At 38.6% G+C, this 25,250-nt stretch carries 18 protein-coding genes, 8 tRNA genes and 3 rRNA genes; 1 reads left to right on the forward strand and 28 read right to left on the reverse strand.

Features of this window, described 5'->3' with window-relative positions:
* Positions 1 to 80: 80 nt before the first annotated feature.
* The 11 genes from fmt to PYW37_RS10740 all read right to left on the reverse strand — a co-directional run bounded on the left by fmt (position 81) and on the right by PYW37_RS10740 (position 11,914).
* Positions 81 to 1,040, reverse strand: a complete 960-nt coding sequence (gene fmt, locus PYW37_RS10690) for a methionyl-tRNA formyltransferase (RefSeq protein ID WP_023189127.1) — start codon at positions 1,038 to 1,040, stop codon at positions 81 to 83.
* Positions 1,037 to 1,501 (reverse strand): VOC family protein, encoded by a 465-nt coding sequence (locus PYW37_RS10695; protein ID WP_003131474.1) that lies wholly within the window; start codon positions 1,499 to 1,501, stop codon positions 1,037 to 1,039. Before PYW37_RS10695 ends, fmt begins: the two co-directional genes overlap by 4 nt.
* The gene (locus tag PYW37_RS10700) at positions 1,467 to 1,988 is read right to left on the reverse strand and encodes an NUDIX hydrolase (RefSeq protein WP_025017157.1); all 522 of its coding nucleotides are present in this window, start codon (positions 1,986 to 1,988) and stop codon (positions 1,467 to 1,469) included. Before PYW37_RS10700 ends, PYW37_RS10695 begins: the two co-directional genes overlap by 35 nt.
* Before the next feature lie 12 nt (positions 1,989 to 2,000).
* Positions 2,001 to 2,375 (reverse strand): nuclear transport factor 2 family protein, encoded by a 375-nt coding sequence (locus tag PYW37_RS10705; RefSeq protein ID WP_025017158.1) that lies wholly within the window; start codon positions 2,373 to 2,375, stop codon positions 2,001 to 2,003.
* 58 nt (positions 2,376 to 2,433) lie between these two features.
* Positions 2,434 to 4,773, reverse strand: coding sequence for a primosomal protein N' (locus PYW37_RS10710; protein WP_023189130.1), 2,340 nt, complete (start codon positions 4,771 to 4,773; stop codon positions 2,434 to 2,436).
* A gap of 138 nt (positions 4,774 to 4,911) precedes the next feature.
* Positions 4,912 to 5,265, reverse strand: a complete 354-nt coding sequence (rpoZ, locus tag PYW37_RS10715) for a DNA-directed RNA polymerase subunit omega (protein ID WP_010906189.1) — start codon at positions 5,263 to 5,265, stop codon at positions 4,912 to 4,914.
* Positions 5,266 to 5,444: 179 nt separating this feature from the next.
* A complete protein-coding gene (gmk, locus tag PYW37_RS10720) occupies positions 5,445 to 6,062 on the reverse strand; it encodes a guanylate kinase (protein ID WP_003131468.1) in 618 nt (205 codons plus the stop codon).
* 147 nt (positions 6,063 to 6,209) lie between these two features.
* Positions 6,210 to 7,805, reverse strand: coding sequence for a ribonuclease Y (gene rny / locus PYW37_RS10725; RefSeq protein WP_023189132.1), 1,596 nt, complete (start codon positions 7,803 to 7,805; stop codon positions 6,210 to 6,212).
* 230 nt (positions 7,806 to 8,035) lie between these two features.
* Positions 8,036 to 8,749, reverse strand: a complete 714-nt coding sequence (locus PYW37_RS10730) for a glucosamine-6-phosphate deaminase (RefSeq protein ID WP_025017159.1) — start codon at positions 8,747 to 8,749, stop codon at positions 8,036 to 8,038.
* Positions 8,750 to 9,195: 446 nt separating this feature from the next.
* Positions 9,196 to 10,395: a methionine adenosyltransferase gene (gene metK, locus PYW37_RS10735; protein ID WP_017865032.1), complete on the reverse strand. Its 1,200-nt coding sequence runs from the start codon at positions 10,393 to 10,395 to the stop codon at positions 9,196 to 9,198.
* A gap of 325 nt (positions 10,396 to 10,720) precedes the next feature.
* The gene (locus PYW37_RS10740; RefSeq protein WP_012898453.1) at positions 10,721 to 11,914 is read right to left on the reverse strand and encodes an SAM-dependent methyltransferase; all 1,194 of its coding nucleotides are present in this window, start codon (positions 11,912 to 11,914) and stop codon (positions 10,721 to 10,723) included.
* A 252-nt stretch (positions 11,915 to 12,166) separates the two neighbouring features.
* On the opposite strand from PYW37_RS10740, the gene PYW37_RS10745 reads away from it, so the two are divergent.
* Positions 12,167 to 12,919: a biotin--[acetyl-CoA-carboxylase] ligase gene (locus tag PYW37_RS10745; protein ID WP_025017160.1), complete on the forward strand. Its 753-nt coding sequence runs from the start codon at positions 12,167 to 12,169 to the stop codon at positions 12,917 to 12,919.
* A gap of 106 nt (positions 12,920 to 13,025) precedes the next feature.
* Here the strand turns inward: PYW37_RS10745 and PYW37_RS10750 are convergent, their stop codons facing one another.
* The 17 genes from PYW37_RS10750 to PYW37_RS10830 form a co-directional block, all read right to left on the reverse strand.
* Entirely contained in the window at positions 13,026 to 13,490 is a 465-nt protein-coding gene (locus PYW37_RS10750) for a PspC domain-containing protein (RefSeq protein ID WP_017865035.1), read from the reverse strand.
* 28 nt (positions 13,491 to 13,518) lie between these two features.
* A complete protein-coding gene (locus tag PYW37_RS10755; RefSeq protein ID WP_003131460.1) occupies positions 13,519 to 13,722 on the reverse strand; it encodes a PspC domain-containing protein in 204 nt (67 codons plus the stop codon).
* A gap of 61 nt (positions 13,723 to 13,783) precedes the next feature.
* Entirely contained in the window at positions 13,784 to 14,899 is a 1,116-nt protein-coding gene (locus PYW37_RS10760; protein WP_023189137.1) for a DUF4097 family beta strand repeat-containing protein, read from the reverse strand.
* A gap of 213 nt (positions 14,900 to 15,112) precedes the next feature.
* Positions 15,113 to 16,675, reverse strand: a complete 1,563-nt coding sequence (locus tag PYW37_RS10765) for an amidase domain-containing protein (RefSeq protein WP_373364395.1) — start codon at positions 16,673 to 16,675, stop codon at positions 15,113 to 15,115.
* A 972-nt stretch (positions 16,676 to 17,647) separates the two neighbouring features.
* Positions 17,648 to 18,544 carry a class II fructose-bisphosphate aldolase gene (locus PYW37_RS10770; RefSeq protein ID WP_023189139.1) on the reverse strand — a complete coding sequence of 299 codons (897 nt, stop codon included), beginning with the start codon at positions 18,542 to 18,544 and terminating at the stop codon, positions 17,648 to 17,650.
* A 162-nt stretch (positions 18,545 to 18,706) separates the two neighbouring features.
* Positions 18,707 to 18,792, reverse strand: a tRNA-Leu gene (locus tag PYW37_RS10775).
* Positions 18,793 to 18,827: 35 nt separating this feature from the next.
* Positions 18,828 to 18,899 (reverse strand) — tRNA-Gly (locus PYW37_RS10780).
* Between the two features lie 25 nt (positions 18,900 to 18,924).
* A tRNA-Thr gene (locus PYW37_RS10785) sits at positions 18,925 to 18,997 on the reverse strand.
* A gap of 12 nt (positions 18,998 to 19,009) precedes the next feature.
* A tRNA-Leu gene (locus PYW37_RS10790) sits at positions 19,010 to 19,091 on the reverse strand.
* 8 nt (positions 19,092 to 19,099) lie between these two features.
* A tRNA-Lys gene (locus PYW37_RS10795) sits at positions 19,100 to 19,172 on the reverse strand.
* A gap of 17 nt (positions 19,173 to 19,189) precedes the next feature.
* Positions 19,190 to 19,262, reverse strand: a tRNA-Asp gene (locus tag PYW37_RS10800).
* A gap of 29 nt (positions 19,263 to 19,291) precedes the next feature.
* Positions 19,292 to 19,364: transfer RNA gene (locus PYW37_RS10805), tRNA-Val, on the reverse strand.
* Positions 19,365 to 19,367: 3 nt separating this feature from the next.
* A 5S ribosomal RNA gene (gene rrf / locus PYW37_RS10810) occupies positions 19,368 to 19,483 on the reverse strand.
* An 83-nt stretch (positions 19,484 to 19,566) separates the two neighbouring features.
* A 23S ribosomal RNA gene (locus PYW37_RS10815) occupies positions 19,567 to 22,467 on the reverse strand.
* 138 nt (positions 22,468 to 22,605) lie between these two features.
* A tRNA-Ala gene (locus tag PYW37_RS10820) sits at positions 22,606 to 22,678 on the reverse strand.
* A 93-nt stretch (positions 22,679 to 22,771) separates the two neighbouring features.
* Positions 22,772 to 24,318: ribosomal RNA gene (locus PYW37_RS10825) — 16S ribosomal RNA — on the reverse strand.
* The 16S, 23S and 5S rRNA genes sit together here with 8 tRNA genes alongside, the layout of an rRNA operon.
* Positions 24,319 to 24,580: 262 nt before the next feature.
* Positions 24,581 to 25,240, reverse strand: coding sequence for a trimeric intracellular cation channel family protein (locus tag PYW37_RS10830; protein WP_004254956.1), 660 nt, complete (start codon positions 25,238 to 25,240; stop codon positions 24,581 to 24,583).
* Positions 25,241 to 25,250: the final 10 nt, after the last annotated feature.

The following is a 25,250-nucleotide window of genomic DNA, read 5'->3' on the forward strand; positions in this document are numbered from 1 at the left end:
ACTTACTTGCTAAATTTTGAAGTAAAAAAAGTTCTATCATTAAAATTGATAGAACTTTTAATTTATTATTGTGGACAAATTTATTCGCCAAACTTATCCCCAACCTGTATTTTTTGACCTAGGCCATTAAGAAAGCTAACGATATCCATCTTGGGTTTACCGGCTGGTTGAACGAAAAGAAGTTCAAGGAGGCCCTCACCTGTGGCAACTTTTAATGATTTCTTCGTTTTTTCCACAATTTCACCAGCTTGTAAGTTACTGACAGAATCATCAACAACTTTTGTTTCATAAATCTTGAAACGATCACCATTCCATGTGGTATGTGCAACTGGGAATGGATTCATACCACGAACTTTATTGAAAATTTCACGTGCAGATTTATTCCAGTCGATTTTTTCTTCTTCTGGCGAAATATTAGGACTAAAAGTCACTTCATCTTCGTTTTGAGCTTGAGCTTTTAATTGGCCACTCAGGTATTTTGGCAATGTTTCAAGTAACAAATCACGTCCAACAAGGGCTAACTTTTCAAACATAGTGCCAACATTATCATCCTCAAGAATTGGAGTAGAATCTTGAGCAATCATGTCACCGGCATCCATTTTACGAATCATTTCCATGATGGTTACACCAGCTTCTTTTTCGCCATTCATAATAGCATAATGAATAGGTGCCCCACCGCGATATTTTGGTAGTAAAGAAGCATGAGTATTGACTGCAAATTGAGCAACATCTAATAATTTACCTGGCAAAAATTGTCCAAAGGCGGCAGTCACAATTCCAACTTCTCCTGATTCAAGGAGCGTCATGATTTGAGTCATTTCTACTGAGCCAGAAAGTTTTTCTGGTTGAAGAACAGGCAAGTTAACCGTTAAGGCAAGTTCTTTAACTGGTGTCATTCTTAATTCCTGTTTCCGACCAACCTTACGGTCTGGTTGAGTCACTACTGCTAGAATTTCATATTGATTAGAATCAATCAAACCTTTTAAAACGGTCGCAGCAAATTGTGGTGTCCCCATAAAGATAATTTTTGTTTTTGTCATAAGTTTTCAAACTCCTCGATAATAATTTTCTTTTGTTTCATTAATACTTGAACAGCCTTATCGCCTTTTGCCATTAACTGTCCAAGATTTTCTGGAATAATTTGCCAAGAAATACCAAATTTATCTTTGCACCAACCGCATTGTTCGGCTTCTTTAACATGAGAAAGTTTTGACCAATAATCATCAATTTCGGCTTGATTTTTACAAGTCACAGTAAAACTAACTGCTTCATTAAATTTGAAAATTGGACCGCCATCAAGGCAGATAAAGTCAAGGCCATTCAGACTAAATTCACCATTTAATACTTTTCCAGACATTCCTACGAAATGCTCATCTAGCTTTTCATCAGGATAATATTCGATGTTTTTGATTTTTGAATTTGGAAATACAGATACATAATAGTTCATTGCTTCTTTGGCATTGTTATCAAACCAAAGGCTTGGGATAATTTTTGCTTCCATAGTTGACCTTCCAATCTCTGTAAATTTCAGCTTTATCCGCATGGGGATAATTATTGATTTCGGCAATTACTTTTAGGACAAGTGGAGATGAATTTTCTACTGACAAGTTTTTAATCGACTTCCAGACTGCTCTGTCAGAGTCATTTTTTCCGTCAGCAACAAATTGTGGTAATTTTTTGGCTACACTATTTAATTTTACATCAAAAAGATTGAAAATGTGGTGCCCAACGACTCGACGGTCATTTTCATAAATCCAAGCGGAATACAGGCGATTATTAGTACTTGCAAGAACCGTAAAGCCTGTTTCTTCAAGAACTTCTCGCTCTAATGTGTCAAACATTGATTCACCAACTTCTTGCGAACCGCCAGGTAAATCATAGCGATTTTGATAGGGACCTGAATTTTTTTCAATGACAAGTAATTTCTCATTGTCAATTGCCACACCATAGACTCCAAAATGCTTCAATAAATCGAATTTCTCAAACATATTTACCTCATTTCATTTCAAAAATGGCCGAAATTTTTCATATTTTTGTTCAAATTCTTGAATTTCACAAATTTTATTTCCGGAAAATTTAACAAGAGAAATTCCATCAAGAATGCCTTCTTTACCTTCATAAAAACACCGGAAAGTCCATGTGAATAAAGCAGTCTCATTATCCACATAATATTTATCCACAGTCCATGACTTAACTTTGTTTTCCACAGGATTATTCCACTGACAGAACCATTTTTCAATTTCAGCTTTTCCTTGATACTGAGCGCCGAAATATTCTGTCCATAAAATATCTTCTGATAAAACTATCAGTAACTTTTTGATGTCTTTATTTAACCATGCGTCAATTGTTTGTTGAAAAAGTTCTATTTTCTGCATTTTCCACACCAACTTTCTTTTGTTTTCAAATTCTTAACTTTTCCACCTGTGGAAATTTTTATACAAAATTTTGTGGCTCACTATCAATCAATACTCGTAAATTTTTGTTATCCCGAAGTTGGGTTAATTCAAGCACTTGATTTAAAGCTGATTCTAATTCTTCTTCAAAACGATATTTAACTAAGATTTGATAATGATAAAGGTTATGTGTTCTGGCAATTGGTCTGGCGGTTGGCCCTAATATTTTAGCTTTTTCTGTCAAATTTTGCTTGAGTAATTGAGCGATCTCATAAGATTTTTGAATGGCAACTTCTTCATCTTGATGAGAAACAAGCACTTGAACGGTGAAATAATAAGGTGGATAGGAAAGTTCACGACGAAATCTCATTTCCATTTCATAAAATTTTTCGTAATCTTGAGCCTTGGTCATTTCAATAGCATAATGATGTGGATTGAAAGTTTGAATTAATACTTCACCTTTTTTATCTGCTCGTCCAGCTCGTCCAGCCACCTGCATCAACAATTCAAAGGAACGCTCACTCGCTCTAAAATCAGGTAGATTTAGGCCAGTATCTGCGTTAATGACACCCACTAAGGTTACGTTTGGAAAATCTAAACCTTTGGCAATCATCTGAGTTCCTAAGAGGATATCAGCTTCATGATTACCAAACTTTTCAAGAATTTTTTCGTGAGCATTTTTTGTCCGAGTCGTATCTACATCCATTCGCAAAACTCGTGCTTCAGGCATGATTTCTCGAAGTTCTTCTTCGACTTTTTGCGTTCCTGAACCGTAATAACGAATTTTTCGTGAATGACAATTAGGACAAGTTTGCGGAATTCCTTCGACATGACCACAATAATGACAATTCAAAGTTCGGGTATCCATGTGAAGGGTCAAGGAAATATCGCAATTGGGACAATCAACAACAAAACCACATTCACGACACATGACAAATGAAGAATAACCCCTTCGATTCAACATCAAAATGACTTGTTCATCTTTGTCAATTTTTTCTTTTATTTTTGTCAGTAAAGATTGTGAAAAATTAGCAGATTGGTCAGAAATTTCACTGCGCATATCAATGATTTTTATTTCTGGCAGGATTGCTGCTTCATTTGCCCTTTTTGTCAGTAATAAAAGTTCATAAACTCCGCGCATGGCACGTGCTCGCGTTTCTAAACTTGGCGTTGCAGAACCTAAAACAAGTCTTGCACCATGCCATTTTGCACGCAAAAGCGCAATATCTCTTGCATGATAACGGGGACTTGAATCTTGCTTATATGAAGTTTCATGTTCTTCATCAATGATGATAATTCCCAAATTTTCAACAGGTGCAAAAATAGCTGAACGTGCACCGACAACTACCTGAGCTTTGCCAGATTTAATTTTTCGCCATTCATCATATTTTTCACCATCGGATAAACCAGAATGCATAATCGCCACTTTATCTCCAAAACGAGCAATAAATCGATTAGTAATCTGTGGCGTCAAAGAAATTTCTGGCACAAGCATAATTGCTGTTTTACCGAGTTTGAGAAAATGGTCAATGGTCTGTAAGTAAACTTCTGTTTTACCTGAACCAGTAATTCCTTCCAACAAAAATGGTTTGTCAGAAGATGCAATTATTTTTTCGTAAGATGCATTTTGTTCGGAGTTGAGAATTTTAGCACTGTCATTTTCCACATCTTCAAATTTTTCTTTCGTCCTCGAAATTTCAACCTCTTCAATTTTGACTAGGTCATGCTCAACGAAAAATTTAATGATTTGTGAAGAAAAATTTAATGATTTGACTGCAATTTTTTCTTCTTGAAGTCTTAATAGAAAATATTTCAACTCTAAGCGTTTTTTGGCTCTCTTTTCAATTTCAAATTCAGCTAGTTTTTCGATATCTGGAATAGATAAGAATTTTTCTGTTTTTCTATTTTCTTTAGATTTTGCTAAATATTCTACTGACAGCTGACCCAAACGCACAGCCTTTGCTGACGAGATTTTTTCTGCTTCTGTCAGTTGTGACCATTTGACAGAAGTTCCGTCAGTCGATTTCAGGAGCTTGTCATAATTAGAATTCAAAAGATTAGGTAACATGGCTTTTAGACATGAAATTTTATAAGAAAATACTGAATGACGCATTTCATCTGCCAACCAAAGCTGTTCATCCGTTAGGACTGGCTCAACGTCGAGTAGTTCAGAAATTCCTTTCAAATTTACTGACGGCTCAAGTTCTTCATCTTCAAATCCAATGACAATTCCTTGAACAAGCCGGTTTCCACTTCCAAAAGGAACATGAACCCGCATGCCCACTTCAAGCAAATTTTCAAATTCAGCTGAAAGGCTGTAAGAAAAGGGTTTATCCGTCTGCATCAGAGGCACATCAACGATGACTTTAGCAATTTTCATTTATTTTTGACCTCCGTTTTCTTATCTTTAATTATAACAGAAAAGCATTTTTCCTGCTTTTGACTTATCCGCTTCTTACTGACAAAGCTGTCAGTAACTTTTAGAAATAAAAAAAGCGCCAATTGACGCTTAAAAAATTTATTCTGCGGCAGCTGCTTTAGCGGCGCGGCTATTTTTTTGTTTTGCTTCTTCTTCAGCTTCTTCTTTAGCAATTTGCTCTTTGATGAGTTGTTCTTTCATCTTAGCTTGCAAACGTTCCAATTCGCGTTTTTCAACTAAAGTTTCACGTTTCAATTCAGGTGATGGGTGAATTTTAACTGTTCCATCAGCAATTTCTTCCAAAGCACGCAAAGTATTTTTTACAGCTTTAAATTCTTTTGTTGGACGTTCTTTATCACGCAATTCATGCGCACGTTTTGCTTCCAAAACTACTAAAGAATATTTTGAATCAACTTGGTCCAATAACTTGTCAATTGAAGGTTCTAACATCATAATTCATTACCTCATTTTCTAAACTTTTCATTCTATTTTTACTGACAGACTTGTTATCGTCAAAATAAAATTCTGTCAGTAAAATTTATCAACTTTATCATTTCTGGCAGGACTATCAGTAGAATTGATAGCTCCTTCGCATTAAACTGACAAATCTGTCAGTAATTTTTCCAATTAAATCAAACTTTCACATCATCAATCATATGAACGTAGCGTTCAATCACGCGGTCCACACGGTAATGTTCAGCTTCAATAATCTTCTTAACACGTTCGGCAGCAAGTTCAACTTTGTCATTAACGACGGCATAATCATATTCACTCATCAAGCGAATTTCTTCTTTTGCTTTTTCAAGTCGTGAAGCAATGACTTCAGCCGAATCTGTCCCACGTCCAACTAAACGTCCACGCAATTCTTCCAAATCTGGTGGAGTCAAGAAGACAAAAACACCATCTGGAACTTTTTCCTTCACTTGAAGCGCACCTTGCACTTCAATTTCTAGAAAAACATCTTTTCCTTCGTCCAATGTTTGATTGACATAAGTTAAAGGTGTGCCATAATAATTTCCAACATATTCAGCATATTCCAGCATCTGACCATTGCGAATCATTTCTTCAAATTCATCACGTGTCCGGAAATAATAATCTTTTCCATCTACTTCGCCAGGACGTTGCTTACGCGTTGTCATTGACACTGAATATTCAAAGTTGTTTTCACTCTCAAAAATTTTAGCACGAACTGTTCCTTTTCCAACACCAGAAGGTCCAGAAAAAACAATTAATAAACCACGCTCACGCATTTTTTCCTCCGATATATCTCTAATTCCATCTCTTAATCAACGATTAAACTCATTCTATCAAAAGCTAGCTCTTAAAACTAGCTTTTGTAACAAAAAAGAAATATAATTTCGTAATAAGACACAAAAAAACTGTCAAAAGACAGTTTTTTATTTTGCATAGTCAATCGCTCGAGTTTCACGGATAACAGTAATCTTGATATTACCAGGATAATCCATTTCATCCTCAATTCGATTTTTCACATCATGCGCCAAAATCACAATTTGGTCATCCGTTAATTTTTCTGGTTTAACCATTACACGAATTTCGCGTCCAGCTTGCAAGGCAAATGCTGTTTCCACACCCTCAAAGCTTGTTGAAATTGCTTCAAGGTCTTTCAAACGTTTGATGTAATTTTCAATTGATTCACGACGAGCTCCAGGACGTGCTGCTGACAAAGCATCAGCCGCTGCAACAAGTACCGCAATGTTACTCAAAGGTTCTGTATCACCGTGGTGACTCGCAATTGTATTGATGACAATTGGATTTTCCTTGTACTTACGCGCAAGTTCTGTTCCAATTTCAACGTGGCTTCCCTCAACTTCATGGTCAAGTGCTTTACCAATATCATGCAAGAAACCTGCACGTTTAGCAAGTGCCACATTTTCTCCCATTTCGCCAGCCAAATTACCAGCAATATGAGCAACTTCAACTGAGTGATCAAGTACGTTTTGTCCATATGAAGTACGGAAATGCAAACGTCCCATAATCTTCATCAAGTCAGGATGCAAGTTATGCGCCCCAACTTCAAAGGCTGCTTGTTCACCATATTCACGCATTTTATGATCAAGTGCTTTGCGGTTTTTCTCAACCAACTCTTCAATTCGCGCTGGATGAATTCGACCATCTTGAACTAATTGTTCAAGAGTCATACGAGCAATTTCACGACGAATTGGGTCAAATCCTGAAAGTACAACTGCTTCTGGCGTATCATCAATGATGACATCAATCCCAGTCAAAGCTTCAAAAGTACGAATATTACGACCTTCACGACCAATAATCCGACCTTTCATACCATCGTCTGGTAAATTGACAACCGAAACAGTTTGTTCAGCTACAGAATCAGATGAAACGCGTTGAATAGCAAGTGAGATAATATTTTTAGCTCGCTTATCTGCTTCAACTTGAGCTTTTTCTTCGCTTTGACGAATAATTTGAGCCATTTCTTTTGTCAAACCATCTCGAGTTTCACTCAAAATAATTTCACGAGCATCATCTATGCTCAAATTTGAAATACGCTCCAATTCTAGTCGTTTCTTTTCTTCAATATGCGCTAATTGTTCTTCTCGCTTACTGAGCGTATCAGTTTTTCTAACGAGGTTCTCCTCTTTAGAATCTAAGTTTTCTTCTTTTTTCGTTAAGGTATCATCCTTACGGTCTAAGATTTCTTCACGTTGTTTTAGGCGCTTTTCAGTCTCCTTTAACTCCTGACGTTCTTGCTTAAATTCATCTTCGATTTCACGACGTTGCTTTTGTTCTTCTTCACGAAGGGTGTAACGGGCTTCTTTTTTGAAGGCTTCAGCCTCCATTTTCAAAGACTCCGCCTCACGTTTAGCATTCGCCATCACCTCATTTGCTTTATTTTCAGCTTCATTAAAAAGAGATTCAGCATCCTGCTTATTTTTCTTTATATTTTGAGCGTAAAAAATAAATGCGACAACTAATACAACCAATAAGACCAAGAGAACGATAGAAATAATGTCCATTAGTCTCCTCTAAAGTCAGTAGTAATTCCAATAAATTCTACTCACAGTTTGATTATAAATTAATGTATTTTACATAGTAAAACACTCATTTATTATATCATTTTAAGGCTCATAATTCAATGAAAGATAGTGTAACGCTTTCAGAATAATTTAGAGTCAATTATGTCATCATAAATTGACCTCCTTCACGAATAAATAAAAACAGTTATTTTACTAACTGTCTTCATCAACTAATTTTCAAGTAAAGCAGCTGCTTCTTCATCCAAAATAAAAGTAATATTTGGATGTGTCCGTAAAATAGAAGCTGGAATTTCTTCTGTGATTGGGCCCTCAAGAACTTTTTTCATAATCTCTGCTTTCTTTTTTCCGTCAGCAAAAACTAAAAGTTGCTTGCTAGCTAGAACTGTTCGTGGACCAAAAGTGACATAAGGAGAAGCCGGTTCTTTATCTGTGAAATTTTTGATTGACTGATAAATCTCATCCCCTTCTTCAAATGGAACAGCAAAAATTTCTCGCTCAAAGCTTGTATGTCCTGGCATATTTGCACAAAAATGACCATCTTCTCCTATCCCCATAACAATCAAATCAATCCCACCGTCCTGTAAGATTTTTTGGTCAAAAACTTGATTATTTTGAGCATTTAATTCATGAAGATTACCATCATCAATATGTACTCGATCATAGAAAGCTGTCTTTAAAGCACTCATTGTTAATCCATAGCGTTCACCAGCAAGTGGTACTTCATCAAAATTGTAATAATGGATATTTGAGCGATCAAAATTCATTTTTTGGAGTTTATCAATAAGAATTTCATACATTCCAAGAGGGGTATTTCCCGCTGTAAGCGAAAGATTTACCCTTTTTGAAAGCATCATCTTATCAAGAACAATCGCTGCAGCAAGTTCACTCATTGTGGCGTAATCTTTAGTGATTATTTTTTTCATAGGAGCTCCTTTTTTCTTGTTACTTCTATTTTACAGGATTAAGTATTCTATTTAAAGCAATTCTACTCGTTGAAAATAAAAAAAGCGGAAATCCGCTTTTTTTATTATTTTTTAAGAGCTATTTTAAGTTCTTCAACCTTATCTGCTTGTTCCCATGGTAATTCTACATCTGTACGGCCGAAGTGCCTTTCGACTTTGGGCTTTAGCCCATTAGCGAGAAAGGACAGCGGAGGAGACAATGGCGACGTAGACCGAACGAAGGTCGGCAAGGCCGATTATTTACCTAAAACGGATTTAAGTTCTTCAACTTTATCTGTTTGTTCCCATAGTAATTCTACATCTGTACGGCCGAAGTGCCTTTCGACTTTGGGCTTTAGCCCATTAGCGAGAAAGGACAGCGGAGGAGACAATGGCGACGTAGACCGAACGAAGGTCGGCGAGGCCGATTATTTACCTAAAACGGATTTAAGTTCTTCAACTTTATCTGTTTGTTCCCATGGTAATTCTACATCTGTACGGCCGAAGTGCCCGTAAGCTGCTGTTTGTCCGTAAATAGGACGGAGTAAGTCAAGCATTTGAATAATTCCTGCTGGGCGAAGATCAAATACTTTACGAATTGCTGCTAAAAGTTCATCATCTGAGACTTTACCTGTGCCAAAAGTATCAACATTGATTGATGTTGGTGTCGCAACACCAATAGCGTACGAAAGTTGAATTTGCGCTTTTTCTGCAAGTCCAGCTGCCACAATATTTTTGGCTACATAACGTGCTGCGTAAGAAGCTGAACGGTCAACTTTTGTTGCATCCTTACCAGAGAAAGCTCCACCACCGTGGGGAGCATACCCACCATAAGTATCAACAATAATTTTACGTCCAGTCAAGCCTGAATCCCCTTGAGGACCACCAATAACAAAACGTCCTGTTGGATTGATGAAGTATTTAGTTTCATCATCTAAAAGTTCAGCTGGAATAACAGCCTTGATGACTTTATTAATCACATCATCGTGAATTTCTTCGTTTGTTGCTGACGCAGCATGTTGAGTAGAAATAACGACTGTGTCAATGCGTTTTGCTTTGCCATTATCATCATATTCTACAGTTACTTGTGATTTTGCATCAGGACGCAAGTATGAAATTTCACCTGATTTACGTAAATCAGCTAATTTTTTAACTAATTTATGTGAAAGTGAGATGGCGAGTGGCATATATTCGGCAGTTTCGTTAGTCGCAAAACCGAACATCATTCCTTGGTCACCAGCACCAATCAAATCAAGCGGGTCAACTAATTGGCCATTTTTATCGCGAACTTCTTCGGCTTCATTTACCCCTTGTGCAATATCGCTTGATTGCTCAACAAGTGAGACGTGAACGCCCACTGATTTATAATCAAATCCATTTTCGCTATCTGTATAGCCAATTTTTTTGATTGTTTCACGAACGACATGAGCAATATCAACATAAGCTGATGTTGAGATTTCACCAAAGACATTGACCGTCCCTGTATATACGACCGTTTCACAAGCAACGTGTGCATGTGGGTCTTGTGCGAGAATGGCATCAAGAATGGCATCTGAGATTTGGTCTGCAACCTTATCTGGATGGCCTTCTGATACTGATTCTGATGTAAATAAATGTTTTTCTGACATTAAAAATGTCCCCCAATCTAAATTTTGGTTACAAGGCGTCTTTAAACTTATCTAATATTTGCTGACGAAAAACCTTCATAGGATAGCCGTTGGCGCTTCAGCGCTTACGGATATGCTAGTATTTTCATCAGTAATTTTTAAAATAAATCAAATCCTTTCGGGACTCGTAACTCTCTTATTTTACCTCTTTTTTGGAAAAAATGCACTCTTTCCTTTACATGATTCTAAAATAAATCTACTGATAAATTTTAAATAAGTTGTCCTTATGATAATTCAAACCCGAAATGCTGAATGGTCTTGTTTTTCAACTTATCAATTGTCAAACTTAATGTTTTTTAAACATGTATTCGCGGGTCATTGGCAAACCTTGACCTGAAGCACCTTTAGTCAAAAGATATTGAACAACATCAATATTTCCAGCTTCAAAACTTGCAGCGCAGGCTTGAAGATAAAGTGTCCACATCCTTGCAAATGGTCTACCCATTTCTTTTTCTACTTCATCAAAAACTTCGAGATAATTTTCATTCCAAATTTCAAGCGTTTTTTGATAATGACGACGAAGAGGTTCAAGATCATCCATTTGCAAACCAGCAGTCATAATATGTTCAACATTTTCAGCAATATTTGGAATATAACCTCCAGGGAAAATGTATTTTTCAATAAATGGATCCACACCAGCACCGCGATGTTGTCCAGTAATACCATGAATCAATGCACGACCGTTTGGTTTGAGATAATCAGAAACTTTTTGGAAATACATTTCCAAATTTTCTTTCCCAACATGTTCAAACATTCCGACAGATGTAATGTAATCAAAAGGTTCTTCTTTGAGGTCACGATAATCAACCAAATAAACTTTCACTTTATCAGAAAGTCCCAAATCATCCGCTTTTTTGCGAACATAATAATATTGTTCTTCTGAGAGTGTCACTCCGACTGCTGAAAGGCCATATTCTTGAACAGCCTTAAACATCAAAGTTCCCCAGCCACAACCAATATCAAGCAAACGTCCCCCAGGTTTACTATCGAGTTTGTCCAAAATATGATGAACTTTAGCAATTTGTGCTTCTTCCAAAGTCATATCTTCATGTTCAAAATAAGCACATGAATAAGTCATCGTTGGGTCAAGCCATTTGTTATAAAAGTCATTCCCAATATCATAATGACTATGAATATCTTCACGAGATTGTTTTTGAGAATGATTTCCCAAAAGTTTTATCATTGATTTCCCAAAACCAGATTGGTCTGTTAAAAAGCTACCAGCCTTACGATATGCTGATGTAACAAGCTCTTGAATGCTCCCCTCAATTTCAATTTCTTCATTCATGTAAGCTTCAGCCAATACTAAGGTTGGCATTGAGCTCAATTCACTAAATGAGAATTTTTTATTAAAAGTAATGTGAACTTGCGTTTCTCCCTCACCATACTTTTCTGTTTTTCCATCCCAATAAGTTACTGCAATGGGGATATCGAAAGCAACTGCAAGTGCTTTGTTCAAAACTGTTTTTTCAAATACCAAGTTATTCTTCCCTTTCCTAACATTGTTCTAATAAAACTATACTCCGTAGATTATTGAAAGTCAAATACTTACTATCGTTAGATTTTTCTGAAAATTTTCATTGTCAGTAAATTGCTAAAGATTTTGCCCATAACCGAGGTCAGTCTCCTAGATTCTAGAAAATAGATAACTTTGAACTTGCGCAAGTGCAGAAACGTAATTTCCTAATTTTCCCTCTCGCTTGCAGTCGACTTCACATGGTATAATAAAAAAATGAACGACAAACTTGAAAAATCTATTATTTTACAAAAAAATCCTTGGCTGACTGATGTAAAAATTGTCGCTGAATCTGAATCAACTCAAAAAGATGCTAAATTAGACGGACAAGAAAATTGTCTTTATTTAACTGAAAGACAAAATAAAACTTATGGTCGTTTTGGCCGTCAGTATTTTGCTGCGCCGTCTGGCGGAATTTATATGAGTTTGTCACTCAAGCCCAAAGTTGAACTAGAAAAACTTCCAGAGTTCACTCTGCTGACAGGAGCTGCCATTGTGTCAGCAATCGAAAAATTAACTGACAAAAGGCCTCAAATTAAATGGGTTAACGATATTTATCTAGACGATAAAAAATTTGTTGGTATTCTTGCCGAAACTTCACTTAATCCAACTCAAGAAGCTCAAGTTATCATTGGTGTCGGAATTAATTTTTCTATTTCCCAATTTCCAACTGAAATCGAAGAAAGAGCCACTTCTTTATTTTATAATGAACAAGCAAGCATCAGTCGTTCGGAATTAATTGCCGAAATCTGGTCTGAATTTCATCGTTTATCAGAGGGTTCATTTTTCCAAATTTATAAATCTCACTCATTTATTCTTGGCAAACAAGTTGAATTTGTTCAATCTGGACAAACTTTTTCCGGAAGAGCCACAGATTTAACCTCTAAAGGTGAGCTTATCGTAAATTTAGATAATGGTCAGCAAAAAATACTTTCCAGTGGCGAAATCTCACTAAAAAAATGGACTTAATCAGTCCATTTTTTCAGTTATTATTATTATATTATATAGGAGGCCAGTTTTAGGTCATGGTGGACCAGAATTATTTTACTGACAGAACTTTCTGTCAGTAACTTTTTTAGAAATCTGACCAGTCATCTTCTTTTTCTTTTTCAACTGGTTGTGCTTCCTTAGTCTTACGACTTTTTGGTTCATCCCATGAATTTCCCCATTGGTTTGAATCTTGTTGATTTTGACGTCCTTTATCTTCATAACGACGTGCCCAATTATTCATTTTATCTGAATAACGTTCTGACCAACGATCCATTTTTTCATCAAAATGTTGCGCTTTACGATTCCATTTTTCTTGATAATCATCTTCTGAATCATCATAGTAATTTCGTGGTCTAGCACTTGGAATAATCCAACTTGCTACGAAATACAATGGAATCAATCCGCCCCAGCTTCCAAAAGCCAGAACAACAAATAGGATACGTAGAATCGTCACAACATCACGACCCAGACCAAAATATTCTGCAATACCTGCAATGACACCACTGACTCTACGATTTGTCACTGATTTTGTTAATTGTCTTTGAGACATAATTTATCCTTTCTTCGTAATCGTTGAATTAACCTTGTGACGGTGTCATCAATAGACTCGCAATCACATAAACAATGAGTAATGTTCCCCAACTTCCGAAAGTACCAAGCACAATCAGAACCCGAATTACATTAATTACTGTACGGCTCAAGCCAAAGTATTCACCAAGTCCCCCGACGGTTCCTGCGATGACTCGATTGCTACTTGATCTTTTCAGAGTTTTCTTAGCCATTTCTCACCTTTCTTTTCAAATTTACTGACAGAACTCTTATAAAATTTCTGTCAGTAAAATTTTATTCAGTTTCTTCTTTGTCAGTAGTTTCAGTATCTTTAAGCCAAATCGTTCCTGATTTTGTTTCAAATTCAAAGGTTAATGACTCAGCACCTTGACGGACAATCGCTGCTCCATTACGGCCAGCTTCAAAAGGACTATCAAGATTTAAACGTGTCTTATATCCGCCAAAGATTGTGCGAACATGACCAACCAAGCCCAAACTTTCTGGTACAGAAACTTTGATATCGCCATTCACATTTTTAAGATTTAATTTGTGAGCCGTTCCTGTTTTTTCGGTCAGCAAAATATTTCCGTTTACGAGTGAGACATCACCAGATTCAAAAGCAGTTGTAATTCTGATATTACCATTAACTCCAGTTAATTCTAAATCTGAATTCGTGCCATCAATTACTTTGATTTCACCATTCTTATTGTTAATCTTCAACTCATCGCTGTTTACTTCAAGCACTTCAGCATTTCCGTTCATAAGATTAATATTCATTTTTTGACTGGAAATTTTTTCAACTTTAAGTTCTGCATGAGGTGTATTAATCTCAATATTTTCATATTCTTTTACTGGTAAGTAAAGTTCAATATCCGCAGAAATTCGACCATTTGCTTCAATTTCAAGCACATCATCTTCAACTTCAAGTTTAGTTTTTTCAGCAATATAAGCTTCTACATCACCATCTTCAACTGCCCCGTAAATTTTATATTCTACTTTTACATGGGCATTTTCACCCGGTAAAATATTTACTTTACCACTCTTAAGATTAAGATTAACATTTTTGAAATCTTCGTTGATATCTTTTTCTACAGTGTGAGAAATTGATTTAACCTTAGGAAATCCTTTTGAAAAATCAATATTATCATCAACAGATTTTGCAACCCCTTGGAAAATTTCTTTACCTCTAGCAAACAAACTTTCTGCAACATTTTTCATTGCATCAGGAAAATCTACATCGTGATTAACATATCCTTCTTTATCTGTATATGTGAATTCTTTGTTCTCAGTTTTATCATCAGAAGCTTCTCCATTCACTGAACCATTTTTTTCAAGTAATTCTAAAGCTTCATCTTCCGTGATAATTCCACGACGCATCAAATCCATAATTCTATCTTTTTTATTAGCCATTTTTTTAGATCCTTTCTCTGCTCATTCAAGCATTCAATATCTTAAAAACTTTTTTTATTGAGATTATCTTTATCTCGTACACTTATTATCTCAAACTTTTACCAAATAAAAATCAGCCTTTGGGCTGATTTTTAACATCTTCTTTTTTTAGCTAAATAAAAGATTCAATACTCCTATTTTACTGACAGAACTACTAATTAATTTTGTCAGTAATTATTTAGGTTGAATATAAGTTGCCAAAGCAGCTACACCAGCAGAAATATGGCGTTCGCTGACAATATTATTACCTTTAACATTCATCTCTGAAACGAGAATAGAGTTATCTGAATAAACCTTTTCAACAAAAGCTACGTGACCATATTCTGAACTTGAACCAGCTACTCCTGGTGGGAAGCTAACAGCATAACCCTCAGTTGGAACAGTTGTTGTGAAATAACCTTGAGCTTGGGCATTAATTCCCCATTCTCCACCATTTCCCATATGTGTTCCAACGAGCCCACCTAATTGAATGATACGGTTATAAACATACTGTGTACAATTACCAAAAGCATAACTATCAGCACCTGGATATTCTACCCCATTATATTCTGGATAAGCTGAATTATCTAATTTTGATGCCACCAATGGACTTTCAGGAATTTTACTATCTACAACTTGTGTTGTACTATCAACATTATCATAAGCATCTAATTTATATTCTTGAATAATTTCAATTAATTTTTGTGCATATGCTGGGTCAGTAGCAAAAATACCTTGCAAAGCTTGAGCTGCTTCTTGGTAAGTCTTAGCGTGTGACTTCCATGCGCCAGCATAAATTTCTGAGTTCCAAGTTGTCCCTTTAATCATCAAATTAATATAATCATCCAAGGCTTGGTCATAGTTACTATAAACTCTAAAACTTTGTTCAATATAATAAGGATTATTTCCCGAAAATTCTTCCGTCTTAAATGAAATTGATTTTCCTAAATAAGCACCTGTAATATTGAAAATATTAAAATACTGCTGACTCATATTACTTTGACCAGAACCAGATTCTAAAATCGCCTGTGCCAATATAATTGACGCATACAAATTATTCTTACCAGCTAAAATTCTCACGCGGTCTGCAATACTTTTAATAAAGGCTTCTGTACTAGAAGTATCAATTTTATCAATTGACTTAGCTGCTTCAATTGTTTTCAAAACAGGGCCAGCGTAAATAGAAGGAGCTGAATCTGCTGAAGAATTAGGAATTTGTGCTGCAGTTGATGTCTGATAGTAGGCATTATCCTGTGAATAATTAGAGGGTGCAACTGTAGAAGTTGACGCTGAAGGAGCTGTGGTAGAAACTGAAATTGATGGTGCTTGAGTTGTTGTAGAGGAATTACTAGTTGAATTATTATTTGTTGATGAACTTGGATTATTTGGTTTTGATGTCGAACCTGAAGTACTTGGTTTTGATGATGAACTTGAATTACCTGTACTTGACGATGAACTTGAACCATTTGAATTTGATGATGAGCTTGAGCTACCTGTACTTGATGATGAACTTGAACTACCCGTACTTGATGATGAACTTGAGCTACCTGTGCTTGATGATGAACTTGAACTACCCGTACTTGATGATGAACTTGAGCTACCTGTGTTTGATGATGAACTTGAACTACCCGTACTTGATGATGAACTTGAGCTACCTGTGCTTGATGATGCATCTGAACTACTTCCAACAGTTACTCCATCAGCATGGCCAGCCACGCCAAAAGTCGTCATTCCTAAAATCAGCGCTGTTCCCGCAATAAATTTTTCCTTTTTTAAGCGCTTAATTTTATCATTATTAGTCAATTTTAGTTAATCCTCCATGGTATGTATTATAATTTCAACATCATTTCTTTCAAGACATCTACTTTTACACAATTGTAACATTTAAAAACAAGCAAGTCAAATTAATCACTTTTATTTATTGAACACATTTCCATTTTTATTTGAAAAAATTATTATACGATATAGCTAGTAGTAAAATCATATAAAAAATGTCCTTCATAAGTGACAAAGCCATATTTAATCATATTTTATAATAAGTTGTTTATGACTTAGTTGAATTAACCCGTGCTCTCTCTAAAACAAAGGACTACTATCGTCCCTAAAAAATATTCTGTTCTCTTTATCTTATATTTCTAAGTCAAATTACTAAAAAATAATATATTTATTACAAATTTAATAATGTAGAAAAATCAAATTCAGTCAAAAAAACCTTATACATCGTCCGCTCATATTTCACAACTCTTCTTATCTTCATCTAGGTAATATTTTAAAAAGGTAGCATTCGCATAAAATAGATTCTTATATTCATTTTTTTTTTAGTCCCTCTCAAATGTCTTTTAAAGGAGAAATTTCAAATATCCTAAGAACAATTAATGAAGGAATTACTAGAGTACACTCTTTTGCTGTATAATAGTTCAAATCAATAAAGCTTATACCAGATTATTCGTAAATTAGACAAAATTTTTTTGTAAGACAAGCATTCTTCTGGCGCAATCAGGAATTCAATGTGCCAATTCGTTAAAGTCAAATTTTCTTTCTTTCAATATTCTGTAAGCAATGATTGATTTCCAACAACCAGATAAACTTTTTTAATAGCATCCAATCTATAAAATTGAAAATACTTGTTGAACTTATATACTTAAGTATGTTATATCAAAGCAAATTGAAAAATAAAAAAACGTCCATCATAAATGACAAACGTTTATTTAATCATGTTTTAAAAGTTGATTAAGCTTTGTTTGCTGAACCGAATACGTCGATACGTTCTTCAACAGACGCAGTAATTGCATCGAAACCAGGTTTCAAGAATTTACGTGGGTCGAAAAGTTTTTTCTTCATGTATTCTGCTTCATTAGCATCAAATTCATTAACGAATTTACGAGTAGCAGCTGCGAAAGCAAGTTGGCATTCAGTATTAACGTTAACTTTAGCTACACCATTAGCGATAGCTTCTCTGATTTGATCATCAGGGATACCAGAACCACCGTGAAGTACGATTGGCACATTGTGTCCCATAGCTTCAACAAGTGCTCTGTTCAATTTTTCAAGGTGATCGATGTGAAGACCTTTCCAGTTTTCTGGGTAAGGACCGTGAATGTTACCGATACCTGCTGCAAGGAAGTCAACACCAAGTTTAGCCATTGCAACTGCATCATCGATAGGAGCAAGTTCACCTTCACCAACGATACCGTCTTCTTCACCACCAATTGAACCAACTTCACATTCAACTGAGATGCCTTTAGCATGAGCTTTAGCGATTACTTCTTCAGCAAGTTTAAGGTTTTCTTCGATTGGAAGATGTGAACCGTCAAACATCAATGATGAGTAACCAACTTCGATACATTCCAAAGCATCATCAAAATGACCGTGGTCAAGGTGAATAGCAACTGGAACTGTGATTCCCATTGATTCTACAAGAGTTTCAATGAGGAGTTTACACATTTTGTAACCACCCATGTATTTAGCCGCACCCATAGAAGTTTGGATCAATACTGGAGTCTTTTTAGCTTCTGCTGCACGCAAGATAGCTTGAGTCCATTCAAGGTTGTTTGTGTTGAAACCACCGATAGCGTATCCGTTATCACGAGCGGCTTGTACGAATTTTTCTGCTGAAACGATTGCCATTTCAAAATTCCTCCGAATATTTTATTACTTACCTAGTATAGCATTTTGTGAAGTATTTTTCTAGTCCAAGCTCGCAAAAATACAAAGTAACCGCTTTATTAAGCCATTCTTAAAGAAAGATAAAAAAAGATTAATAGTTTAATAACTATTAATCTTAGCATATCCCGAGGACCGGTTTCGAACCGGTACGAAGGTTACCCCTCGCAGGATTTTAAGTCCTGTGCGTCTGCCAGTTCCGCCACCCCGGGTATTATACAAAAACTCCCACTGGGGAGAATTATCAAGCGAACGACGAGATTCGAACTCGCGACCCCAACCATGGCAAGGTTGTGTTCTACCCCTGAACTACGTTCGCACTTAAACTTTGTGTCTTACGACAATGCCGACTACATGATTCGAACACGCGACCCTCTGATTACAAATCAGATGCTCTACCAACTGAGCTAAGTCGGCTAATACCTAGTATGCGGATGAAGGGACTTGAACCCCCACGCCGTTAAGCGCTAGATCCTAAATCTAGTGCGTCTGCCAATTCCGCCACATCCGCTAGGATTATGACCCGTGCTGGGCTCGAACCAGCGACCCTTTGATTAAAAGTCAAATGCTCTACCAACTGAGCTAACGAGTCATTAGTATTTCTACTAACGGTTCTGACGGGAATCGAACCCGCGATCTTCGCCGTGACAGGGCGACGTGATAACCGCTACACTACAGAACCTTTATTCACTTAATGGCTGAAACAACCAATGGGAGTTAACGGGATCGAACCGCTGACCCTCTGCTTGTAAGGCAGATGCTCTCCCAGCTGAGCTAAACTCCCAAAACTTGGCCACTCGCCTATCTCCCAGGGGGCAACCCCCAAGTACTTCCGCCGTAGATGGACTTAACTTCTGTGTTCGACATGGGAACAGGTGTATCTCCATCGCAATGATGACCAAATCATTAAATGTTACCTTGAACATTCAAAACTAAATAACAATTCTTCTAACTTTTAAACCATAAGCATATTATATTTGACTCTTTTGGTAAAGTCCTCGAGCGATTAGTACTGGTCCGCTCCAAGTCTCGCAACTCTTCCACTTCCAGCCTATCTACCAGATCATCTCTCTGGGCTCTTAATTCTTACGAATGGGTAATCTCATCTTGAGGTGGGCTTCGCACTTAGATGCTTTCAGCGCTTATCCCTTCCCTACATAGCTATCCAGCCGTGCTCCTGGCGGAACAACTGGTACACCAGCGGTAAGTCCATCCCGGTCCTCTCGTACTAAGGACAGATCCTCTCAAATTACCTACGCCCGCGACGGATAGGGACCGAACTGTCTCACGACGTTCTGAACCCAGCTCGCGTGCCGCTTTAATGGGCGAACAGCCCAACCCTTGGGACCGACTACAGCCCCAGGATGCGACGAGCCGACATCGAGGTGCCAAACCTCCCCGTCGATGTGAACTCTTGGGGGAGATAAGCCTGTTATCCCCAGGGTAGCTTTTATCCGTTGAGCGATGGCCCTTCCATGCGGTACCACCGGATCACTAAGTCCTAGTTTCCTACCTGCTCGAGTTGTAGCTCTCGCAGTCAAGCTGGCTTTTACCTTTACACTCTACGATTGATTTCCAACCAATCTGAGCCAACCTTTGAGCGCCTCCGTTACTCTTTAGGAGGCGACCGCCCCAGTCAAACTGTCCGTCAGACACTGTCTCCCTGGCCGATTATGCCAGCGGGTTAGAGTAACCATAAGTCAAGGGTAGTATCCCAACAACGCCTCAATAGAAACTAGCGTCCCTATTTCAATGGCTCCTACCTATCCTGTACATGACTTACAGGTACTCAATATCAAACTACAGTAAAGCTCCATGGGGTCTTTCCGTCCTGTCGCGGGTAACCTGCATCTTCACAGGTACTAAAATTTCACCGAGTCTCTCGTTGAGACAGTGCCCAAATCATTACGCCTTTCGTGCGGGTCGGAACTTACCCGACAAGGAATTTCGCTACCTTAGGACCGTTATAGTTACGGCCGCCGTTTACTGGGGCTTCAATTCATACCTTCGACTTACGTCTAAGCACTCCTCTTAACCTTCCAGCACCGGGCAGGCGTCACCCCCTATACATCACCTTGCGGTTTAGCAGAGAGCTGTGTTTTTGATAAACAGTTGCTTGGGCCTATTCACTGCGGCTGGCTTTTACACCAGCACCCCTTCTCCCGAAGTTACGGGGCTATTTTGCCGAGTTCCTTAACGAGAGTTCTCTCGATCACCTGAGGCTACTCGCCTCGACTACCTGTGTCGGTTTGCGGTACGGGTAGATATGACTTTACGCTAGAAGCTTTTCTTGGCAGTGTGACATCAGAGAGTTCGCAACCGTAGTTGCTTCCCCATCACAGCTCAATGTTAAAGAGAAATGCATTTGACACATCTCACACCTCACTGCTTAGACCAGAATCCATTAACTGGCATCTCTTAGCCTACTGCGTCCCTCCATCACGATCATATCTAGTACTGGAATATCAACCAGTTGTCCATCGACTACGCCTTTCGGCCTCGCCTTAGGTCCCGACTAACCCAGGGCGGACGAGCCTTCCCCTGGAAACCTTAGTCTTACGGTGGATAAGATTCTCACTTATCTTGCGCTACTCATACCGGCATTCTCACTTCTTAACGCTCCAGCACTCCTCACGGTATACCTTCATCGCGGTTAAGAACGCTCTCCTACCATTTAATTAAATTAAATCCAAAGCTTCGGTAATATGTTTAGCCCCGGTACATTTTCGGCGCAGGGTCACTCGACTAGTGAGCTATTACGCACTCTTTGAATGATAGCTGCTTCTGAGCTAACATCCTAGTTGTCTGTGCAACCCCACATCCTTTTCCACTTAACATATATTTTGGGACCTTAGCTGTTGGTCTGGGCTGTTTCCCTTTCGACTACGGATCTTAGCACTCGCAGTCTGACTGCCGAACATGTGTATTAGCATTCGGAGTTTATCTGAGATTGGTAATCCTAGACGGACCCCTCACCCAAACAGTGCTCTACCTCCAATACACTTACATTTCGACGCTAGCCCTAAAGCTATTTCGGAGAGAACCAGCTATCTCCCAGTTCGTTTGGAATTTCTCCGCTATCCACAAGTCATCCAAACACTTTTCAACGTGTCCTGGTTCGGGCCTCCAGTGCGTCTTACCACACCTTCACCCTGCTCATGGATAGGTCACTAGGTTTCGGGTCTACATCATGATACTAAGTCGCCCTATTCAGACTCGGTTTCCCTACGGCTCCGTCTCTTCAACTTAACCTCGCATCATAACGTAACTCGCCGGTTCATTCTACAAAAGGCACGCTCTCACCCATTAACGGGCTCGAACTTCTTGTAGGCACACGGTTTCAGGTGCTATTTCACTCCCCTCTCGGGGTTCTTTTCACCTTTCCCTCACGGTACTGGTTCACTATCGGTCACTAAGGAGTATTTAGGGTTGGGAGATGGTCCTCCCGGATTCAAACTGGATTTCGCGTGTCCAGCCCTACTCAGGATACTGCTAGGTATAAGCGCTATTTCGTCTACGGGATTATTACCCTCTTTGATTAACCTTCCCAGGTTATTCGACTATAATGCTTAAGTCCACGTTGCAGTCCTACAACCCCAAGAAGCAAGCTTCTTGGTTTGCCCTTCTTCGCGTTCGCTCGCCGCTACTTACGAAATCGTTTTTACTTTCTCTTCCTGCAGGTACTTAGATGTTTCAGTTCTCTGCGTTACCTTTACATGAGCTATGTATTCACTCATGAATAACTGCTAGTAGCAGCTGGGTTTCCCCATTCGGAGACCTAGGGATCAATGCGTACTTACTGCTCCCCCTAGAATATCGTCGTTAGTCACGTCCTTCATCGGCTCTTAGTGCCAAGGCATCCACCGTGCGCCCTTATTAACTTTGCCATGATGATTTATAATCATCGTTTTTCAAGTATAAGTTTGTAAATTCTTTAAAATTCACAGCTTTTGGTTTATTTATCGTTATTAGATATTGTTATTTAGTTTTCAATGTTCAAGTGATTTTAACGTCTTGTCTGACAATGGAGCCTAGCGGGATCGAACCGCTGACCTCCTGCGTGCAAAGCAGGCGCTCTCCCAGCTGAGCTAAGGCCCCACAATCAAGAATTTGATTCTTGCTTAGGTTTATGACTAAACCCCTCAAAACTGAATAAAGTTGAATGCTCACGTCTTTGTATATATTCCTTAGAAAGGAGGTGATCCAGCCGCACCTTCCGATACGGCTACCTTGTTACGACTTCACCCCAGTCATCGGTCTTACCTTAGGAAGCGCCCTCCTTGCGGTTAGGCAACCTACTTCGGGTACTCCCAACTCCCGTGGTGTGACGGGCGGTGTGTACAAGGCCCGGGAACGTATTCACCGCGGCGTGCTGATCCGCGATTACTAGCGATTCCGACTTCATGTAGGCGAGTTGCAGCCTACAATCCGAACTGAGAATGGTTTTAAGAGATTAGCTAAACATCACTGTCTCGCGACTCGTTGTACCATCCATTGTAGCACGTGTGTAGCCCAGGTCATAAGGGGCATGATGATTTGACGTCATCCCCACCTTCCTCCGGTTTATCACCGGCAGTCTCGTTAGAGTGCCCAACTTAATGATGGCAACTAACAATAGGGGTTGCGCTCGTTGCGGGACTTAACCCAACATCTCACGACACGAGCTGACGACAACCATGCACCACCTGTATCCCGTGTCCCGAAGGAACTTCCTATCTCTAGGAATAGCACGAGTATGTCAAGACCTGGTAAGGTTCTTCGCGTTGCTTCGAATTAAACCACATGCTCCACCGCTTGTGCGGGCCCCCGTCAATTCCTTTGAGTTTCAACCTTGCGGTCGTACTCCCCAGGCGGAGTGCTTATTGCGTTAGCTGCGATACAGAGAACTTATAGCTCCCTACATCTAGCACTCATCGTTTACGGCGTGGACTACCAGGGTATCTAATCCTGTTTGCTCCCCACGCTTTCGAGCCTCAGTGTCAGTTACAGGCCAGAGAGCCGCTTTCGCCACCGGTGTTCCTCCATATATCTACGCATTTCACCGCTACACATGGAATTCCACTCTCCTCTCCTGCACTCAAGTCTACCAGTTTCCAATGCATACAATGGTTGAGCCACTGCCTTTTACACCAGACTTAATAAACCACCTGCGCTCGCTTTACGCCCAATAAATCCGGACAACGCTCGGGACCTACGTATTACCGCGGCTGCTGGCACGTAGTTAGCCGTCCCTTTCTGGGTAGTTACCGTCACTTGATGAGCTTTCCACTCTCACCAACGTTCTTCTCTACCAACAGAGTTTTACGATCCGAAAACCTTCTTCACTCACGCGGCGTTGCTCGGTCAGACTTTCGTCCATTGCCGAAGATTCCCTACTGCTGCCTCCCGTAGGAGTTTGGGCCGTGTCTCAGTCCCAATGTGGCCGATCACCCTCTCAGGTCGGCTATGTATCATCGCCTTGGTGAGCCTTTACCTCACCAACTAGCTAATACAACGCGGGATCATCTTTGAGTGATGCAATTGCATCTTTCAAACTTAAAACTTGTGTTTAAAGTTTTTATGCGGTATTAGCATTCGTTTCCAAATGTTGTCCCCCGCTCAAAGGCAGATTCCCCACGCGTTACTCACCCGTTCGCTGCTCATCCAGTCGGTACAAGTACCAACCTTCAGCGCTCAACTTGCATGTATTAGGCACGCCGCCAGCGTTCGTCCTGAGCCAGGATCAAACTCTCAAATAAAGTATTTAAGTCACCTTAGTGACTGGCTTGTCTTTCATTATTGATTGACAGATTTTTGATGTATCTTACTACATCACATGAGTCATTCTTCTTTATTCAGTTTTCAATGGTCTAGCTTATCGCTTCAAGACTCTCGTCTCTTGCGACAACTATTATATTCTATCAAACCTAACTAAACTTGTCAAGAATTAACTGTGACTTTTACGACTTTTTTTATCTTACATCCGGAAAATCCCACGGTTGTCATGTTTTATTAAATACATTAATATTCGATTCTTGGTAAATTTAGTTTTCTCTGTTCCGAAATGATTCTGATGAGAACGATAAAGATGACAGAAATAAACAAAGCTAAGTTATGGCTGATTACCGATTGAAGGTATACATATAGAATTCCACCAATAATACATGGTAGGGCATAGATGTTTTCTCTAAAAATCATCGGAACTTGATTTGCAATCACATCGCGTATCATTCCACCACCGACACCTGTCAATACTCCTAAGAATACAATGAAGAAGATATTTTGTGAATAACCATGTGCTATTCCAGCATCAATCCCTAATACAGTAAAAATTCCTAGACCTATGGCATCAGAAACTAAGAGAAGATTATTGTAGAAACGTGCTGCTTTAAAAATACTCAATGCTTCTCTTCTTGATTTAATTATTAGTGCTACAAGCATAGCTACTATTGATGCAATAATCGAAATAACTATAAAAAATGGCGATTTTAATGCTGTAGGAGGTGTTGCTCCTAAGAGTAAATCTCGAAATATCCCACCACCAACTGCTGTTATTACTGACATCACAAGAATACCAAAAATATCTAGTTTATGATTGATCCCCACCACGGTCCCCGAAATAGCGAATGCTACGGTTCCTAAAATTTCCAAAAATAAATAAAAACTGCTAATCACTTCCATATCCCTTTAT

This window comes from Lactococcus lactis (assembly GCF_029023865.1).
Classification (GTDB): Bacteria; Bacillota; Bacilli; order Lactobacillales; family Streptococcaceae; genus Lactococcus; species Lactococcus lactis.

Coding starts and splice junctions, on each gene's coding strand:
- fmt (WP_023189127.1), bottom strand. CDS start 1,040: ATGACAAAAACAAAAATTATCTTTATGGGGACACCACAATTTGCTGCG.
- PYW37_RS10695 (WP_003131474.1), bottom strand. CDS start 1,501: ATGGAAGCAAAAATTATCCCAAGCCTTTGGTTTGATAACAATGCCAAA.
- PYW37_RS10700 (WP_025017157.1), bottom strand. CDS start 1,988: ATGTTTGAGAAATTCGATTTATTGAAGCATTTTGGAGTCTATGGTGTG.
- PYW37_RS10705 (WP_025017158.1), bottom strand. CDS start 2,375: ATGCAGAAAATAGAACTTTTTCAACAAACAATTGACGCATGGTTAAAT.
- PYW37_RS10710 (WP_023189130.1), bottom strand. CDS start 4,773: ATGAAAATTGCTAAAGTCATCGTTGATGTGCCTCTGATGCAGACGGAT.
- rpoZ (WP_010906189.1), bottom strand. CDS start 5,265: ATGATGTTAGAACCTTCAATTGACAAGTTATTGGACCAAGTTGATTCA.
- gmk (WP_003131468.1), bottom strand. CDS start 6,062: ATGCGTGAGCGTGGTTTATTAATTGTTTTTTCTGGACCTTCTGGTGTT.
- rny (WP_023189132.1), bottom strand. CDS start 7,805: ATGGACATTATTTCTATCGTTCTCTTGGTCTTATTGGTTGTATTAGTT.
- PYW37_RS10730 (WP_025017159.1), bottom strand. CDS start 8,749: ATGAAAAAAATAATCACTAAAGATTACGCCACAATGAGTGAACTTGCT.
- metK (WP_017865032.1), bottom strand. CDS start 10,395: ATGTCAGAAAAACATTTATTTACATCAGAATCAGTATCAGAAGGCCAT.
- PYW37_RS10745 (WP_025017160.1), top strand. CDS start 12,167: ATGAACGACAAACTTGAAAAATCTATTATTTTACAAAAAAATCCTTGG.
- PYW37_RS10750 (WP_017865035.1), bottom strand. CDS start 13,490: ATGTCTCAAAGACAATTAACAAAATCAGTGACAAATCGTAGAGTCAGT.
- PYW37_RS10755 (WP_003131460.1), bottom strand. CDS start 13,722: ATGGCTAAGAAAACTCTGAAAAGATCAAGTAGCAATCGAGTCATCGCA.
- PYW37_RS10760 (WP_023189137.1), bottom strand. CDS start 14,899: ATGGCTAATAAAAAAGATAGAATTATGGATTTGATGCGTCGTGGAATT.
- PYW37_RS10770 (WP_023189139.1), bottom strand. CDS start 18,544: ATGGCAATCGTTTCAGCAGAAAAATTCGTACAAGCCGCTCGTGATAAC.
- PYW37_RS10830 (WP_004254956.1), bottom strand. CDS start 25,240: ATGGAAGTGATTAGCAGTTTTTATTTATTTTTGGAAATTTTAGGAACC.